We start from the raw sequence: 16,491 nt of genomic DNA, 5'->3' as shown, positions 1-16,491 counted from the left end.
GTGAAGCCCACGTAGCAGAGCCGCCGCTCCTCGGCCATCTCCTCCCCGTCCGGGTCATCCGCCGCCAGCGAGCGCTGGTGCGGGAAGACCCCGTCCTCCATGCCCGTGATGAACACCGCGTCGAACTCGAGTCCCTTCGCCGCGTGCAGCGTCATCAGCGCCACCCGGCCCTCTCCCACGTCCGCGTCCGCCTCGCCCACCAGGCTGATCTGCTCCAGGAAGGCATTGAGCGCCGGCACGTCCGCGGTCAGTGGCGAGGTGTCCAGGCCCTCGTCCTCCGGCGCGGGTGGTGCCGCGGCCTCCTCTCCCTCCTCATCACCCACCGAGGCCGCCGCCACCGCCGCCGCCGCCCGGTTGAGGTCGAACTCCTGTGCCGCTCCCAGGAACTCGCGCAGGTTCTCCGCCCGGGTGAGCGACTCCTCGCTGCCCTCGGTGACGAGCGCCTCCACCAGGTGCGAGTCCTTCAACATCTGGTCCACCGCGCTCGCCGCGTCCTTGGACTCCTGGGCGAAGGCGTGCAGCGAGGACACCACCGCGTGGAAGCCCGTGAGCCGCCGCACCGCCGCCGTGTTGAGGCCCTGGATGCGCTCGGGCGCCGCGGTGGCCTCGTACAGGCTCACCCCCGCCTGGATCGCCCAGTCCTGCAACCGCTCCACCGTGGTGTCGCCGATGCCGCGCGCTGGCGTGTTGATGATGCGCAGCAGGTCCGCGTCCGAGCGCGGGTTCACCATCAGGCGCAGGTAGGCCGCCGCGTCACGCACCTCGGCCCGATCATAGAAGCTGCGCCCGCTCACCAGCGTGTAGGGCACGCGCGCCAGCCGCAGTGCCTCTTCCAGCACGCGGCTCTGCGCGTTCGTCCGGTAGAAGACCGCCATCCCCGAGTATTTGATGAAGCCCTCGCGCTGGAGCTCGTGGATGCGGCGCGCGATGTCCTGCGCCTCGGCGCGCTCGTCCCGATTCATCAAGAGCTGGAGGTTCTCGCCCTTGGGCCGCTCGCTCCACAGCTTCTTCGCCATGCGCCGCGTATTGCGCGCGATGACCGCGTGCGCCGCGTCCAGGATGACCTGGTCCGAGCGGTAGTTCTGCTCGAGCTTCACCACCCGTGCCCCGGGGAAGTGCTCCGGGAAGGAGAGGATGTTGTCCACGCTCGCCCCACGCCAGCGGTAGATGGACTGATCGTCATCGCCCACCACCACCAGGTTGGGCCGCCGCTCCGGCGGGGCCAGCAGGCGCAGCAGCTCGTACTGCACCGGGTTGGTGTCCTGGAATTCGTCCACCAGGATGTGCTGGAAGCGCCGCCGGTACTGGTCCAGCACGTCCGGGCGCTTGCGGAAGAGCGCCACCAGCATGAGGAGCAGGTCGCCGAAGTCCACCGCGTTCGCCGCGAGCAGCAGCCGCTGGTAGGCACGGTAGGTCTTCTGCACCACCATCCCGCGCAGGTCTTCCGTGTCGACCACCATCTCGTCCGGCAGGCGCGCGGCGTTCTTCTCCTGATCGATGCGGTGGAGGATTTCCCGCGGCTGCATCACCGGATCCACCCGCACCTCGCGCATGGCGCGCTTGATGAGCTGGAGCTGGTCCCCATCGTCGTAGATGACGAACGAGGGGGTGAGCCCCACCACCGACGCCACCGACTCGTCCCGGAGGACACGGCGCAGAATCATCGACGCCGAGGAGTGGAAGGTGCTCACCACCAGCTCGTGCGCCTGGTTGCCGAGGAGCTGGGCGAGCCGCTCCCGCATCTCACGCGCGGCCTTGTTGGTGAAGGTGACGGCGAGGATGCGCCAGGGCAGCACCCCACGCATCTGGACGAGGTGGGCCACCCGGCGGGTGATGACGCGCGTCTTGCCGCTGCCCGCGCCGGACAGCACGAGGAGCGGACCATCCCCATGGAGGACAGCTTCCTTCTGGGGCGCGTTCAGGTCTTTGAGGAGTTCGTCGGCGTTCAAGGCAGGTGTTTTTCTAGAGGCAAACCCTGCTTGTAACGAGTTTCCGCCCGCCGGGAAGGACGTTCCACGGTGGCCCTCGCCCGCCTGCCCTGCCGGGAAACCTCTCCCGAGGGGTCTCAACACCCGGAGTCGCAGTTCTCCACGGCCGTCCCCGCCAACTCGGTGCCGTCCTCGCGGATCAGCCGCACCCGCTGTGCGGGCCAGGAGGCGTGCAGGAGCACTTCCACCTGCCCGTCTCCCTCCAGGTCCATCACCCCCGCGACCTCGTCCCCGTTCAGGTCGCTCGCCGTCAGCACCCGTTGCTCGCCACCGGGCCCCCGCACCACCGCCCGCGTGAGTTGCTCGTTGTAGTCCGAGCCGCACGCCGAGTTGCCCTCGCCCGTGATGAAGTGCGCCACCGTGAAGACGACGTGATGCTCCCCCTCCCGCGCGGAGTAGCGGGTCGCCCTCACGTCCTCCTGGAGCTTCTCCTGCACCTGCTCCGCCCGGACGGAGCCCTCGGAGCGCAGCGTGGCGAAGCGGGCGGACCGCCGAAGCTCGCTCTCCTGGTCGGCCACCTCCTCGGTGGAGGGCGACTCGAGCGTGAAGAACACCGGCGCCTTCGTGCCCACGGGCAGCGCGAAGGACAGGTCGCTCGGCGTCATCCCGCAGTCCAGCTCGGCGAAGGCCCACGCCCGGCCGCAGCCCGGCTCGTTGGAAGGCGGCTCCCGCTGGAAGTAGCCGGAGTGCGGCACGCCCCGGTTGATCCACGCGAACCCCGTCACCGCGCACCCCGACTGGAGACGCCCCGCCGCTCCGTAGAGGTCCACGGTGTCCCCTTGCGCGAACTGGTCGGTGGGGTCCTTCTCGGCGGGTGCCATCCACAGCCTCCGGCCCTCGTCCACCGGCGTGAGTCCCACGTTGTCACCCGCCTTCCCCAGCAGCATGAAGGTGCGCCCGGCGTGCACCTCCACGAGGCGGGGCGCTACCTCGAGCCGCTGGGCCTCCACGCGCGCGGCGACGGCCTGGGCCTCGGCGCGGCACGTGGCCTCCTTGCGCTCGCGATCGGGATCCAACGGCCCGGCGTTCTTCACGTACGCCCCCACCCCCGCCTCCGCCAACCGCTTCTGGAAGCCCTCCGCCTTCGCCTTGTCCGCGAAGGCGTGCGCCACCACCACCTCCAGGCAGGGCCTCAAGCTCCGGAATGCGTTGCTGGACAACCGGCTCGGCTCCGCGGGCAGCCCCGTCTTCTTCAAGGCCTCCAACACCTCCGTCCCCTCACCCGGCGTGGGCGAGGAGTGGAGGATGACCAGCCAGTTCCTCGCGTAGCGTGCCTCGGGAGGCGGGGGAGCCACACTCGGAGTGGAGGCATCTGGCGTCGAGGCGGCCGACACCTGGTGCGCCGACTCGGAGGAACCACACCCCCGGAGACCCTGGCACCCGGACATGGCCAGCACGACGAACGGGAGGAGACGCGGCAAGCGAGGCATGAAGCACTTTCTACCGTAGAGTCGCGCCATGTCCGAAGCCGAGACCCGCCCTACCCAGGAGCAGCTCGATCTATACGCCGAGCACTTCACCCAGAGCCAGACGATGCGGCTCCTCGGTGCGCGGCTGAGCTTCCCCCAAGGAGAGAAGGTCGTCATCACCCTGCCCGAGGTCCGCCCCGAGCACCGGGGGGGCCTGGGCACCTCCGCCATCAACGGGGGCGTCATCGCCGCCCTGTTCGACTACGCGATCGGCTGCACCGCCGCCCTGAAGGATCCCACCCGCCGCGCCGCCACCATGCAGCTCTCCATGAGCTTCGAGCGGCCCGTGCTGGGCGACGTCGCGCGCGCCGAGGCCACCATCGACTCGGTCGGCACCTCCACCCTCTTCGCCTCCGCCCGGATGTATGACGCCCAGGGCCAGGTTTGTGCCCGCTGCCAGGGCGTGGTGAAGTTGTCCCGGATGAAGTGGGCCTCGGGGCACAGCCCGGCCATCAGCTGACATACGCGCGAGTTGGCCGCGCGACACCACCCCTGGCGCCAGTGCTCGGGATGTGCTGAGCATCCGGCGCATGGAAACACAACCGCGCACCGCCGTCGTGGCCGGAGCGAGCGGGCTCGTCGGAGGCATCCTGCTCGACGCGCTGCTCGAGGAGACGCTGTACCGGGAGGTCCTCTCCCTGGGCCGCCGCCCACTGCCGAAGCAGCACCCGAAGCTCATCCAGCGCACCGTGGACTTCGCCCGGCTAGGGGACGAGGCGCTTCCCCCCGCCGACGATGCCTTCTGCTGTCTGGGCACCACCATCAAGAAGGCCGGGAGCCAGGAGGCCTTCCGCGCCGTGGATCACGACGCCGTGCTGGCCTTCGCCCAAGCCTCGAAGCGGGCGGGTGCCCGGCGCTTCCTGGTGGTGACGGCGCTCGGCGCGGACCCGGGCTCCCGTGTCTTCTACAACCGGGTGAAGGGCGAGGTGGAGGAGCACCTCAAGGGCCAGGGCTTCGAGTCGCTCGTCATCCTCCAGCCGTCGCTGCTGCTGGGCGAGCGCGCGGAGAGCCGTCCGGGCGAGCACGCGGCCATCGTGGCCTCGCGGGTGCTCGCGCCGTTGCTGCGTCCCTTCGCCAGCCGCCCCATCGAGGCTCGCACCGTCGCGCGGGCGATGCTCGCCCTCGCACGCGAGGCACCCCAGGGGGTGAAGGTGGCTCCGTCGGGAGAGTTGCAGCGGCTCGGCCAGTAACGCTGGCGACTAGAAGGAGAAGTCCCGCTCGAAGATCTCGTTGTTGCCCACCCGAACCATGAGGTGGGCGGTGCGACCGCCAGCGGTGCCGAGCTCGAACTCGAGACCTTCCGGGCCTTGCTGGGGTTTGAGGGAGGGCTTGCCGGGGGCGAGGAACACCGCCGCTGTCACGGCCCGACTGACGAGCGGTTGCACCAGGAGCCGGGCCCGCTGGCGCTCTCGCACGAGCACCACGCGGAACTCCCGCCGCTCCTCCAGGACTTCACGCTGCTCGGGATGGCGCGCGGCTCCGGGCCTGCGCGCGGGCTCGGCGGCGCGGGAGCCACGGACCGCGGGGGCGGACTGCTCGCGCGCCTGAAGCGCCTGCTCAATCGCCGCGTCCCCCTCTTCCAGGGCCCAGATGGCCTGTGCGCAATCCAGACAGTCCTGCGTGTGGCGATCCACCCACGCCAGCTCCTTGGCGGACATCATCCCCATGTCGAAGCGCCAGAGCTCGTCTTCTCCCAGGTGCTCCGGATGGCGCTTCTTGGGGGGAGCTTCGACCGTGGCGGTACGCGAGAGGTCCTCGCGACAGTCCGGACAACTCGCCAGGTGGGGACTCGGCTGCTCGGGCTGATTGCCCGGCGCGGCGAGGAAGTCGTCACACTCGGCGCGGTCGGTGAACCACCAGGCCTGGGCGCGCTCGGCGGCATCGAGCACGTCGCGCTCGGCTCTGCGCTGCGGGTTGAGGGGAATGAACCAGCGGGCCTTCGGGCGGAGCGCGGCGTCCAGACGTCCGAGGCCCTCGCGAAACGCTTTCAACCTCGAGGCCGTTTCGCCCTCCAGCGGCCCATGAAGTGATTCCCACTCGCCGATGGCACGGGCGGCGGACTCGGCCCGGTCCCGCGCGGTGAGCCCATCCAGCGAGGAGGTACGCCACAGCTCGGCCTCCGCTCCTTCCTCCGCGAGGGCCACCTCGGCGGCCTCCTCGGCGGCGCGCAGCAGCGCGGGCTGGAGGGCCTCGGGCTTCTGCGTCCGGAGCCAGGTGTCGATGTCCGTGCGGCTCAACCCCCGGAGTGCCTGCTCCACCCCCTCCCGGCCCAACCGCTCGCCGCGCCGGAGGACGTCCCCCACCAGCTCGAGCGAACCGTCCTTGGAAGCCCCACCCCGGGTGAGCTGCTCACGCCGGGACTGATAACGAGAGAGTGCATCGGCCATACGGGTACCCTCCTCCGGGTACATGGGGCTCACTCCTGCCCGCCCTCCTGCATGAGGTCGAGCAGATAGAGCCGCAAGTAGGACTGCGCGCGGCTGACGCGCTTGTACGAATTGACCACGCTGATGTTCAGGCGCCGGGCACATTCTTCGTGATCCTCGACGTCCTGGTGGTGGTACAGCTCCCAGGCCCCGGCCTCCTTGGGGTGCTCCTGCTGGAGGCGCTCGAAGGCCCTCCAGTAGAGTTCCTGGGACTCGGTGCGCTCCTGGGTGCGCCGTGAGGCTTCCACCGCGCGAATCGTGTCGGCGGGCGACTCCTCCGGAGCGTCGTCGGCGTTGGCCGAGGCCGGAGCGAGGTCCTCGCGCTGGCGCCGGTAGAAGTCGATGGCGACGTGCTTGACGATGCGCAGGAAGAACGTCTTGGGAGACGCGCTGCGCCCGGGCATCTGCTCGGAGACGCCGCGGAACTGGTCCAGGCCGCGGTCGAGGAACTTGCCGACGGCGTCCTGGTAGAGCTCGTCCGCGTCCGCCGGGGAGCCGCGACCGTAGCTGGCCTGGATCTTGGAGATGACGTAGCGGGCCGGCCGGGCCCAACGCTCGCACAGCGCGCCGAGCGGGGCGCCCACGGGCTCACCCGTGGAGCGGCGCTGGAGCACCTCAGAGAACAGTTCGTCATCCGTGAGATCGTCGAACACCGGAAGGACCTCGGAGAGCCGCCGGGAGGCACGAGCCCCCCACCTGGGCAGGGTGGGGTTCGGTGAAACGGGCGGTCAAGGTAGCACGACGGCATCCGAAGGCAGCCTCTCGATGACACGGACTCCGGATGTCCGACAAAGGGCATGCGGAGGGCGTCTGGAAGGCAAGGACGGAACACCCGTGGGATTCCTGACGGAGATTTTCCGGCCCATTTTTTCCTGGTTTTTCCAGGAGTGGTGCCGCCAAGCAGGGTTGCCTCCGAGCGACCCGGGGCGCACCGGCTGGCCCCGCCTCGCCCAAGCACCAGAGGGGGCGGACGACAGGGCCGGTGCAAACGGTTGCCGAGATGTCACCTTTGTAAGACAGCGGGTGAAGGAGAGCAGGGATGTGGGGAGGCCACACGGATGTCGACAGGCCCCCATCGGACGCAGGGGGTCCCTGGACGGAAGAGATGACCACGACCCTCCTGGTCGTGGGAGTTCCGGGCGCGGAGCTGGAAGAGCTGAAGGGGATGCTGGCGCCCCTCGGCCAACCGGTCCAGGTGGCCAGCCCCTGGAGCGAGGAGCTCCTCGCGCGCTTCGAGGAGCCCCTGGCCTGCGTCCTCGTCGATGCGCGTCAAGGTTGGGAGCTGGGCTTCAAGACGGCCCAGCGCCTGCGCGACCATGAACGAGCCCCGCACCTCCCCCTCCTGCTCCTCGGAGAGAATTCCTGTGACGAGGCGAGTCTGCTGCGCGCCTATGGGCTGGGGACGGTGGACTGCCTTCTGGAGCCCCTCCACCCGGACGTCCTGCGCGCCAAGGTGGGGATGTTCATCGAGTTGCACCGCCGCGAGCGGGCGATGCGCGAGGCGCTCGATCGGGCCGAGCACGCCGAGGCGATCGCGCGTGAGAGCGAGCGTGTCCTGAGCACCCTGCTGGGGAATCTGCCGGGCATGGCCTACCGCTGCGAGAACGAGCCGGGCTTCCCCGTGTCCTATGCCAGCCCGGGTGTTCTGCCGCTCACCGGCTACACCCCCGAGGACTTCACCGAGCGGCGCATGCTCTGGGACGAGCTGATCCACCCCGAAGACGCCCAGAAGGTCTGGGAGGAGGTCCAGGCGGCGGTCGAGGCCCGGACCCCCTTCACCCTCACCTACCGGATTCGCACACGGAGCGGTGAGGAGCGCTGGGTCTGGGAGCGCGGGGTGGCCATCCACGGGGCCCGGGGCGAGTTCCAGATGCTGGAGGGCTTCATCACCGACATCACGGCGCTCCACCGCGCCGAGCTCCACCAGAGCTTCCTCGCCTCGGTGAGCGAGACCCTGGCCAGCTCGCTCGATTACGAGGCCACGCTCGCCCACGTGGTGCAGCGCGCCGTGCCGTACCTCGGAGACGGCTGCTCGCTGGACATCGTCGAGTCGGACGGCACCCTGCGCCGGCTGGCGGTGGCCCACGTGGACCCGGCCCGGGCGGAGCTGACGTGGGAGCTGGCCCGGCGCTACCCCCCGCGGCATGACGCGCCGTGCGGACCGGGGACCGTCATCCGCACCGGGCACACCTCGCACCTCACCCACATCCCGGAAGAGATCTTCGCCCGGTACGCCGTGGACAGACAGCACCTGGAGCTCCTCCGCAACGTGGGCGTCACCTCCGCGCTGATGGTGCCCCTGCATGCCCGCGGCCGTACGTTCGGGGTGCTCTCCCTGGTCTATTGCCGCCCGGGTCAGCACCATGACGCGGAGGCCCGGCTCCTCGCGGAGGATCTGGCACGCCGGGCCGCGCTCGCGGTGGACAACGCGCGCCTCTACCGGGAGGCCCAGCTCGCGGTGCAGCTGCGCGATGAATTCCTCTCGGTGGCCTCGCACGAGCTGAAGACGCCCCTCACGCCCCTGCACCTCAAGCTCACCACCCTGACCCGGGAACTCCAGCAACGGGCGGGAGAGGCCGGCTCCGAGCGACTCCTCCGTCACGTGGAGGTCGCCCAGCGGCAGATCCGCAAGATGGCCACGCTCATCAACGCGCTGCTCGACGTCAGCCGCCTCTCCCAGGGGAAGCTGAAGCTGGAGCCGACGGACATGGATCTCGCCGAACTGGTGGGCGAAGTGGCAACGTGGTTCGCTCCCGAGGCGGCCCGGGCGGGCTCGGAGCTGCGGGTGGAGGGCGAGACGCGGGCGCCCGGCCGGTGGGACCGGCTGCGGCTGGAGCAGGTCGTCACCAACCTGCTCTCCAACGCCATCCGCTATGGTGCCGGCCGCCCCATCCTGGCGCGCGTGGAGGTGGTGGAGGACCGTGTGCGGCTGGTGGTGCGCGACGAAGGTATCGGCATCCCCCCGGAGGCCCAGGAGCGCATCTTCGGCAAGTTCGAGCGGGCCGTGTCCGACCGACATTATGGAGGCCTGGGGCTGGGGCTCTACATCGCCCGCAGCATCGTGGAGGCCCTGGGCGGCGGCATCCGCGTGGAGAGCTGCCTGGGCAAGGGGTCCACCTTCATCATCGACCTGCCCCGGTGAACGCGCTGTCAGGAGTGGCGGCCTCCACCCGTCCCTGGGCGCGGATCAAGACTTCAAGGAAAGCATCATCATGTCCCGCACCATCATCATCGGAGACCTTCACGGGTGCCACGACGAGGCCCTGGAGCTGCTCGATCGGGTGGGCGCCACCTCGAGTGACCGGATCATCTTCACGGGTGACCTGGTCGACCGCGGCCCCAAGCGCCGCGAGTGCGTCGAGCTGGCCATGCAGCACGAGTCCATCCTCGGCAACCACGAGGAGAAGCACCTCCAGCAGCGCCGCCGCGAGGACGCCGATCTGCTCCCGGATCATCTGGAGACGCGGCAGGCCCTCGGCCCCGAGCACCTCGACTACTTCGCCACCCTGCCCCACTTCATCCGCCTGCCCGAGCACACCGCCGTCGTCGTCCACGCCGGAGTGCTGCCCGGCAAGGCCATCGAGGAGCAGGACGCCTACCACCTGCTGCATGCGCAGTGCGTGAGGCCCCCGGAGCGCAAGAGTTTCTGGCCCTCCAAGGCCCCCGCCGACTACCGCTTCTGGACGCACTACTGGAAGGGGCCCGAGCGCGTCATCTTCGGACACACCGTGTTCGACCGACCGCTCGTCACCGAGCACGCGGTGGGCATCGACACGGGGTGCGTCTACGGCCGCTCGCTCACGGCGGTGGTGCTACCCACGTGGGAGCTCGTCTCGGTGCCCGCGCGGCGCACGTACCGGGGCGGCAAGGACGTGGCCCTGATCCCCGTGCACGGGGACGTGAACGTGTTCTCGTGAGCCTCCGACCGACGCGGCGGTTCAAGCGGCCGGCACGGCCTTCTTGCGCACGCTCCAGACAAAGCCGTCGTACCAGAAGTGCATCAGCGCCACCGTGCTGACGAGCGCCATGGTGGTGCTGAGCGCCAGGCCCTTGGGCGCGAGGTAGCTGTAGCCGAAGCCGAGCAGCACGCCGTAGAGCAGCGAGACGAAGAGGAAGAGGAACAGGGCCGAGGGCTTCGCCCAGCGCCGGCCCTCGACGCGGAAGAGGCGCGGCAGGTTCTCCTGCTCCGCCCACCACACGATGGCGAAGTACTGCAACGCGTGGAAGAAATTGACGATGAGGAAGCCCTCACCGAAGGAGTTGAAGCCCCAGCCCAGCAAGCTCACCAGGGCCGTGGACGCATACAGCATCACCTTCTGCTTCGACACCGGCACGCCGCGGCGGGCGAGTCGCACATACGAGAAGATGTAGTAGGCGGTGTAGGTCACCCCCGCGCCCAGCATGCCGCTGGCGAGCATCCACTGGTACTTCGAGCCCCACAGCGGGACGACGTCGAAGAGGTGGCTGCCCACGCGGTTGAGCTTCTTGAAGGCCTCGAGGTGGACCGCCAGCGTCACGCTGGAGGACAGGATGGGCCCGATGTAGAGGACGTGGCTCATCCAGATGTCGAGGGTACGGCCCACCTGCGGGTCGGCCCCGCGCTTCATGTCGTAGATGCGGCCCAGCCCGAAGTTCTGCATGCTCGAGTGGTACACGTCCCAGATGACGGCCACGACGAAGCCGAACATCAGCAGCCAGGGCGAGGCCACCTGCGCGGCGAGGACGACGAGGGGCACCACGGTGAAGCGCCACGGGAACCGACGGAAGACGTCCTGGTTGCCGTGGCTGCGGAAGAACACCGCGAACAGGTGAGCATGGATGAAGCTGGTGGAGGCCAGGCTGATGAGGCTCACCGGCGAACCGAAGAACGAGATGGTGTCGCCGTTGTTGTGAACGGGGGAGAGGACCCACCCCAGCAGGAGCGCCAGCAACGGGCTGAAGATGAAGAACAGCCCATCGTACAGCGGCCCGACGATGAAGGACGACTTCACCCGCGCGGGAGCGGGCACCGGCGAGAGCGGCGCGGAACCCGCGGGAGCAGGCGAGGGGGCGGGAAGGAGCGAGGGCTGGGCCATGGCTGGGCGGGGCTGGCTTCAGCATAGACTACGGGCGCCATGCCCATCTACGCCGCCACCCTCTTCCTCGGCGCCTTCCTGCTCTTCGGCGTGCAGCCGCTCGCGGGAAAGTACGCGCTGCCCTGGTTCGGCGGCACGCCGGCCGTGTGGACGACGTGCATGCTCTTCTTCCAGGCGATGCTCCTGGGGGGCTATGCCTACTCGTACGTCAGCACCCGCTGGCTCACCCCGAGGCGACAGGCCCAGGTGCACCTGGGGCTGCTGGGGCTAACGGTGGCGGTGCTGGCCGGACGCGCGCTGCTGGCGGGCTCGCCGGTGGCTCCCGGACCGGAGTGGCGCCCCGGCGCCGCCGAGGGCATCTCCACCACCCGGCTGCTCGCCCTGCTGGCGGCCACCCTCGGCCTGCCCTTCTTCACGCTGTCCACCACCGCGCCGCTGCTCCAGAGCTGGTTCAGCCGCGTGCGGCCCGGCGTCTCGCCCTACCGGCTCTATGCCCTCTCCAACACGGGCTCGCTGCTGGCCCTGCTGGCCTACCCCCTCCTCGTCGAGCCCACCCTGGGCCGGGGTGTGCAGTCGTGGCTATGGGCGGCGGGCTTCCTCTTCTTCGCCGCGGGCTGCGCGGCCTGTGCCCTGGGCCTGCTGCGCCTCGGGGACGGGCCAGCGGAGGCGCGACCCGCGGAGCAAGGTGAAGCCCCTTCACCGGGCGTTGGGCGCACCCTCTCGTGGCTGGGACTGAGCGCGGGCGCCTCGGTGCTGCTGCTGGGCACGACGAACCAGCTCTCACAGGATGTGTCGGCCGGGCCCTTCGTCTGGGTGCTGCCGCTGGCCCTGTACCTGCTCACCTTCATCATCGCCTTCGAGCGCGAGGCCCTCTACTCACGCCCCCTCACCGCCCTGCTGATGCTGCTGGCGGTGGGCGGAGTGACGAACGCCATCTACAAGGGAACGAACTTCCCCCTGCCCTTGCAGGTGCTCGTGCACTCGGGGGCCCTCTTCTCGGGCGCCCTGCTGTGCCATGGGGAGCTGTACCGGCTGCGGCCCTCGCCGCGCCACCTCGGCGCCTTCTACCTGTGGGTGTCCGCGGGAGGCGTGCTCGGCGGTGGCTTCGTCCACCTGCTGGCCCCGCGCCTCTTCCGCTCGTACCTGGAGTACCCGCTCACGCTCATCGCCTGCTGTCTGCTGGCGGCCCTGCTGCTGCTGCGTCGCTCCGCGGGGGAGACGGTCTCCCGGGCCGTGCTCCGCTTCGTGCCGGCCTTGCTGTTGCTGCTCGTGGCCGGTGGCCTCGGGCTGGCGATGTCGGACACCCGTCGCGAGCTGGCGTCCTGGCGCGGCTTCTTCGGCGTGTTGCAGGTGTCGGAGACGCCGAACCGGGGCAGCCAGGAGCACGTGTACATGCTGCGCCATGGCATCATCCTGCACGGCTACCAGTACGGCGCGCCGGAGCGGCGGATGATGCCCACGGCCTACTACACCCCCGAGGGTGGACTGGGCCTCGCGATCACCGAGCAACGGCGACTCCGGGAGGCCGCGGGACGGCCCTCCTCGCTGCGCATGGGCGTGCTGGGGCTCGGCGTGGGGGCGACGGCCGCCATGGGGCGCGCCGGGGACTCGATGCGCTTCTATGAGATCGACCCCCAGGTCATCGCCCTGGCGCGGGGCGAGGGCGGCTACTTCTCCTTCCTGCGCGACACGCCGGCCCGGGTGGAGGTGGTGGAGGGGGATGCGCGGCTCCAGCTCGAGCAGGAGCTGGAGCGCGGACAGCCACAGGGCTTCGATGTGCTCGCGGTGGATGTGTTCAGCGCGGACTCCATCCCCGTCCACCTGTTCACCGAGGAGGCGATGGACGTCTACCGGCGGCACCTGGCGCCCGGGGGCGTGCTGGCGCTGCACATCAGCAACCTGCACCTGGATCTGCTGCCCGTCGCCCTGGCGCACGCGCGGAACTTCGACCTCCACGCCGCGCGGGTGCTGACGCCGCTCAAGGGAGACACGAGCGCCAGCGTCTGGATGCTGCTCAGCCCGGACGCGAGCTTCTCCCGAGGGGACACCTTCCTGCGCGAGGGCAAGCGGGTGGAGCGCGTGGCTCTCACCGAGCCCCCGCGGGTGCGGTGGACGGACGAGCGCAGCAGCCTGATCCAGGTGCTCCGGGTGCTCGGGGTGAGCTACCAGGGCATCCGCGAGGCGCCGGCCGAGGCTCCCCTTCCGGTCGCCGCACCCGCCGGGCCCTGAGTCCCCTGCCCGCGCCCCTCACCGGCCACGAGGCCCGGGCCTGCCTGTCAGGCCCACCGCCGAATTCTGGCCCCTCGGAAAAGTGTTTTTCCCGTGCCAACTCGTTGGATGTCATAGGAGTTGGAGCAAGACCCACCCGGCACATCCCTCAGGAGCAATGTTCACAGGCCCCAGTGAAATGCACGCCCGGCTCCGCGCCCATGACTGGGCCTCCACCCCGGTCGGTCCGGTGGAGTCCTGGCCCCAGAGCCTCAAGGCGCTCGTCCGGACGCTCCTCGCGTCGCGCTATCCCATGGTGCTCACCTGGGGCCCGTCCCTCACCCAGTTCTACAACGATGCCTACTCGAAGCTGATCGGCGACAAGCACCCGGCGGCGCTCGGCATCGACATCCGCATCACCCTCGCCGAGGCCTGGGACACGCTCGGCCCGATGGTCCAGCAGGTGATGGCCACCGGCGTGGCCAACTGGACCCCGGCCCTGCTGCTCCTCCTGGAGCGGAGCGGCTACCGCGAGGAGTCCTATTTCAGTGTCTCCCACGCCCCCGCCGAGGACGACGAGGGTCGAATCGTCGGCATGCTCGGCGTCTGTAGCGAGGTGACCGAGCAGGTGCTCAGCGAGCGGCGGCTGCGCCTCCTGCGGGACCTGGTCTCCCGGGGCGGAGAGAGGCGGAGCGTCGAGCGGACCTGCGATGCTCTCGTCGCCGCCATCTCCGAGCACCCGCTGGATGTGCCCTTCGCGCTCCTCTACCTGCGTGGCCCGGACGGCACGCTCACGCGCTCTGGCGCCGTCGGGTTGGAGGTGGAGCTGGAGGGTAATGACGAGGACGTCTGGGGTTTGAGTCGGGCGGCGGGTGGAGAGACGTTCCTCCTCGAGGAGGTGGAACGCCGGCTCTCACTGACGGGTGGCCCGTGGAAGGATCCAGTCCGCTCGGCGCTGGTGATACCCATCGCCTCCTCCGGGCAGTCGGCGCCACTCGGCGTCCTGGTGGCGGGGCTGAGCCCCAACCGCGCGCTCGACGAGGGCTACCGCTCCTTCTACGAGTTGCTGGTGGGCCAGGTGTCGGTGGCGCTGCGCAATGCCCAGGCCTACGAGGAGGAGCGGCGGCGCGCCGAGGCCCTGGCCGAGCTCGACCGGGCCAAGACGACCTTCTTCAGCAACATCAGCCACGAGTTCCGCACCCCGCTGGCGCTGATGCTGGGGCCCCTGGAGGATCTGCTCACGGGACGCGCGGGCTCGCTGCCGCAAGCCGCCCACTCCGAGCTCGAGCTCATCCACCGCAACGCGGGGCGGCTGTTGCGGCTCGTCAACTCGCTGCTCGACTTCTCCCGCCTGGAGGCGGGGCGGATCGACGCCAGCTACGCGCCCGCGGATTTCTCCGCGCTGTCCGCGGACCTCGCGAGCAGCTTCCGCTCGGCGGTGGAGCGGGCGGGACTGACCTTCACCGTGGACTGTCCCCCACTCTCCCAGCCCGTCTACCTGGACCGGGATTTGTGGGAGAAGGTCGTCCTCAACCTCGTCTCCAACGCCTTCAAGTTCACCTTCCGGGGAGGAATTTCGGTCCGGACCCGGGAGCGGGACGGGCACGCCCTCCTGGAGGTGCGGGACACGGGCACGGGCATTCCCGCCTCGGAGCTGCCGCGCATCTTCGAGCGCTTCCACCGGGTGAAGGACACGCGCTCCCGGACGCACGAGGGCACGGGCATCGGCCTGTCCCTGGTGCGGGAGCTGGTGAAGCTGCACGGGGGCACCGTTCACGTCCACAGCACCGAGGACGAGGGAACGACGTTCACCCTCGAGCTGCCCTTCGGCTCCGCGCACCTGCCCGCCGAGCACCTCCGCGCGCCGCGTCTGCTGGAGTCCACCGCGACGGGCGCCCCCCCCTATGTCGAGGAGGCCCGGAGATGGACCGTGGAGGACGCCCCTGCGCGGGAGGCCCCCCACCTGACCGCGTCGCCCGCCGCTACGGACCTGACCCGGGAGCGGGTGCTGCTCGCGGACGACAACGCGGACATGCGCGACTACATCCGCCGGGTGCTGTCTCCCCACTTCGAGGTGGAGACGGCGCCGGACGGACAGGTGGCCCTGGAGTCGGCGCTGGCCCACCCGCCGGACCTCGTGCTCTCGGACGTGATGATGCCGCGCCTGGACGGCGTGGGCCTGCTGCGCGCGCTCCGGGCCGCTCCCCATACCAAGGAGCTGCCCATCCTCCTGCTGTCGGCCCGTGCCGGCGAGGAGGCCACCCTCGAGGGACTCGCCTCCGGCGCGGACGACTACCTCATCAAACCCTTCTCCGCCCGCGAGCTGCTCGCCCGGGTGAAGTCCCACCTGGAGCGGGTCCGGATGCGCCGCGAGGTGGCCCGGGAGCGGGCCCATGTGGAGAAGCTCGTGGAGGCCGTGCAGGCGCGGGATGACTTCCTGTCCGTCGCCTCCCACGAGCTGAAGACGCCGCTCGCCGCCTTCCAGCTCAACCTCAGCGCCATGGAGCGGGACCTGCGCCAGGCGTCGCAGGGCAACATCGGCGAGCGGCTGAAGGTGGCGCGCCGCTCCGTCCGGCGGATGGCCAGGCTCATCGAGCTGCTGCTGGACGTGTCCCAGCTCACGACCGGCCGCCTCCAGCTCACGCCCACGCAGGTGGACCTGGCGACCATTGTCAGCGAGGTGGTGGCCGCCAGCGAGGAGGAGGCCCGGCGCCTCGGGACACCGCTGGCGGTGCGCCTCGAGAGTCCCCTGGAGGGGAGCTTCGACCCCGACCGCATGGGGCAGGTGGTCCATCACCTCCTGTCGAATGCCTTGAAGTTCGGCCAGGGTCGCCCCGTGGAGCTCTCCCTGCGAGCGGAGGGAAACGCGGTGGTGCTGACCGTCGTGGACCACGGCATCGGCATTCCTCCGGCCGACCGGGCGCGCATCTTCGAGCGCTTCGAGCGGGCCGTCTCGGTGCGGAACTACGGGGGCCTCGGGCTGGGGCTCTGGGTGACACGGCAGGTGGTGGAGGCCCACCAGGGCGCCATCCGCGTCGAGGACACCCCGGGCGGTGGAGCGACCTTCCACATCCACCTGCCGCTCGATGGCCGGGGGGGAAGCCCGGGCACGTCCATGAACTAGAGGTTGTAGACCGCAAGACGAAGGGGGCGGGTCCAAGACTCGGACCCGCCCCCAGAAGACTTCAGCGCCGTGGAGCCTTACGGCGCGGGCTGCGTCACCGTGGCCTGCTGAAGGGCCACCTGCGTCTGGGAGAGGAGGCGGCCGTTCATCGTCGCCCCCGTCTGCAGGGTGACGTCCGTCTTGCACAGCAGGACGCCCTCG

12 protein-coding genes are annotated in these 16,491 nt (G+C 70.1%); 6 read left to right on the top strand and 6 right to left on the bottom strand.

The features are described from left to right. Together VF794_RS35965 and VF794_RS35960 are read right to left on the bottom strand one after the other, a co-directional pair. A partial coding sequence (locus VF794_RS35965) for an ATP-dependent helicase (protein ID WP_331117641.1) occupies positions 1-1,949 on the bottom strand: 1,949 nt, incomplete at its 3' end. Between the two features lie 116 nt (positions 1,950-2,065). Then, positions 2,066-3,418: a hypothetical protein gene (locus VF794_RS35960; protein WP_331117640.1), complete on the bottom strand. Its 1,353-nt coding sequence runs from the start codon at positions 3,416-3,418 to the stop codon at positions 2,066-2,068. Between the two features lie 28 nt (positions 3,419-3,446). On the opposite strand from VF794_RS35960, the gene VF794_RS35955 reads away from it, so the two are divergent. Together VF794_RS35955 and VF794_RS35950 are read left to right on the top strand one after the other, a co-directional pair. Then, entirely contained in the window at positions 3,447-3,917 is a 471-nt protein-coding gene (locus VF794_RS35955) for a PaaI family thioesterase (protein WP_331117639.1), read from the top strand. Positions 3,918-3,987: 70 nt separating this feature from the next. Then, positions 3,988-4,647: an oxidoreductase gene (locus tag VF794_RS35950; protein WP_331117638.1), complete on the top strand. Its 660-nt coding sequence runs from the start codon at positions 3,988-3,990 to the stop codon at positions 4,645-4,647. A 9-nt stretch (positions 4,648-4,656) separates the two neighbouring features. Here the strand turns inward: VF794_RS35950 and VF794_RS35945 are convergent, their stop codons facing one another. Together VF794_RS35945 and VF794_RS35940 are read right to left on the bottom strand one after the other, a co-directional pair. Then, positions 4,657-5,844, bottom strand: a complete 1,188-nt coding sequence (locus tag VF794_RS35945) for a hypothetical protein (protein WP_331117637.1) — start codon at positions 5,842-5,844, stop codon at positions 4,657-4,659. Positions 5,845-5,873: 29 nt separating this feature from the next. After that, positions 5,874-6,536 (bottom strand): RNA polymerase sigma factor, encoded by a 663-nt coding sequence (locus VF794_RS35940; protein WP_331117636.1) that lies wholly within the window; start codon positions 6,534-6,536, stop codon positions 5,874-5,876. 452 nt (positions 6,537-6,988) lie between these two features. Between VF794_RS35940 and VF794_RS35935 the strand changes: the two genes are divergently transcribed. Together VF794_RS35935 and VF794_RS35930 are read left to right on the top strand one after the other, a co-directional pair. Beyond that, on the top strand, positions 6,989-9,025 hold the full coding sequence (locus VF794_RS35935; protein ID WP_331117635.1) for an ATP-binding protein: 2,037 nt from the start codon (positions 6,989-6,991) through the stop codon (positions 9,023-9,025). A gap of 70 nt (positions 9,026-9,095) precedes the next feature. Continuing rightward, a complete protein-coding gene (locus VF794_RS35930) occupies positions 9,096-9,800 on the top strand; it encodes a metallophosphoesterase (protein ID WP_331117634.1) in 705 nt (234 codons plus the stop codon). Between the two features lie 21 nt (positions 9,801-9,821). Here the strand turns inward: VF794_RS35930 and VF794_RS35925 are convergent, their stop codons facing one another. Further along, on the bottom strand, positions 9,822-10,958 hold the full coding sequence (locus VF794_RS35925; protein ID WP_331117633.1) for a hypothetical protein: 1,137 nt from the start codon (positions 10,956-10,958) through the stop codon (positions 9,822-9,824). Between the two features lie 39 nt (positions 10,959-10,997). Here VF794_RS35925 and VF794_RS35920 point away from each other — a divergent pair, with 39 nt between their 5' ends. Together VF794_RS35920 and VF794_RS35915 are read left to right on the top strand one after the other, a co-directional pair. Then, positions 10,998-13,187 carry a fused MFS/spermidine synthase gene (locus tag VF794_RS35920; RefSeq protein ID WP_331117632.1) on the top strand — a complete coding sequence of 730 codons (2,190 nt, stop codon included), beginning with the start codon at positions 10,998-11,000 and terminating at the stop codon, positions 13,185-13,187. A gap of 178 nt (positions 13,188-13,365) precedes the next feature. Beyond that, positions 13,366-16,290, top strand: a complete 2,925-nt coding sequence (locus tag VF794_RS35915) for an ATP-binding protein (RefSeq protein WP_331117631.1) — start codon at positions 13,366-13,368, stop codon at positions 16,288-16,290. A 77-nt stretch (positions 16,291-16,367) separates the two neighbouring features. Here VF794_RS35915 and VF794_RS41825 read toward each other — a convergent pair whose 3' ends face one another. After that, a complete protein-coding gene (locus tag VF794_RS41825) occupies positions 16,368-16,478 on the bottom strand; it encodes an ice-binding family protein (protein WP_414641005.1) in 111 nt (36 codons plus the stop codon). Positions 16,479-16,491: the final 13 nt, after the last annotated feature.

Source organism: Archangium sp., assembly GCF_036389735.1.
GTDB lineage: Bacteria > Myxococcota > Myxococcia > Myxococcales > Myxococcaceae > Archangium.
The sequence above is the reverse complement of the archived record's forward strand: the minus strand, read 5'-3'. Positions and strand labels throughout refer to the sequence as shown.

Excerpts from the sequence above, each read along its gene's own strand:
- VF794_RS35955 (WP_331117639.1), top strand. The coding sequence starts at position 3,447 with ATGTCCGAAGCCGAGACCCGCCCTACCCAGGAGCAGCTCGATCTATAC.
- VF794_RS35930 (WP_331117634.1), top strand. The coding sequence starts at position 9,096 with ATGTCCCGCACCATCATCATCGGAGACCTTCACGGGTGCCACGACGAG.
- VF794_RS35960 (WP_331117640.1), bottom strand. The coding sequence starts at position 3,418 with ATGCCTCGCTTGCCGCGTCTCCTCCCGTTCGTCGTGCTGGCCATGTCC.
- VF794_RS35935 (WP_331117635.1), top strand. The coding sequence starts at position 6,989 with ATGACCACGACCCTCCTGGTCGTGGGAGTTCCGGGCGCGGAGCTGGAA.
- VF794_RS35925 (WP_331117633.1), bottom strand. The coding sequence starts at position 10,958 with ATGGCCCAGCCCTCGCTCCTTCCCGCCCCCTCGCCTGCTCCCGCGGGT.
- VF794_RS35915 (WP_331117631.1), top strand. The coding sequence starts at position 13,366 with ATGCACGCCCGGCTCCGCGCCCATGACTGGGCCTCCACCCCGGTCGGT.
- VF794_RS35945 (WP_331117637.1), bottom strand. The coding sequence starts at position 5,844 with ATGGCCGATGCACTCTCTCGTTATCAGTCCCGGCGTGAGCAGCTCACC.
- VF794_RS35950 (WP_331117638.1), top strand. The coding sequence starts at position 3,988 with ATGGAAACACAACCGCGCACCGCCGTCGTGGCCGGAGCGAGCGGGCTC.
- VF794_RS35920 (WP_331117632.1), top strand. The coding sequence starts at position 10,998 with ATGCCCATCTACGCCGCCACCCTCTTCCTCGGCGCCTTCCTGCTCTTC.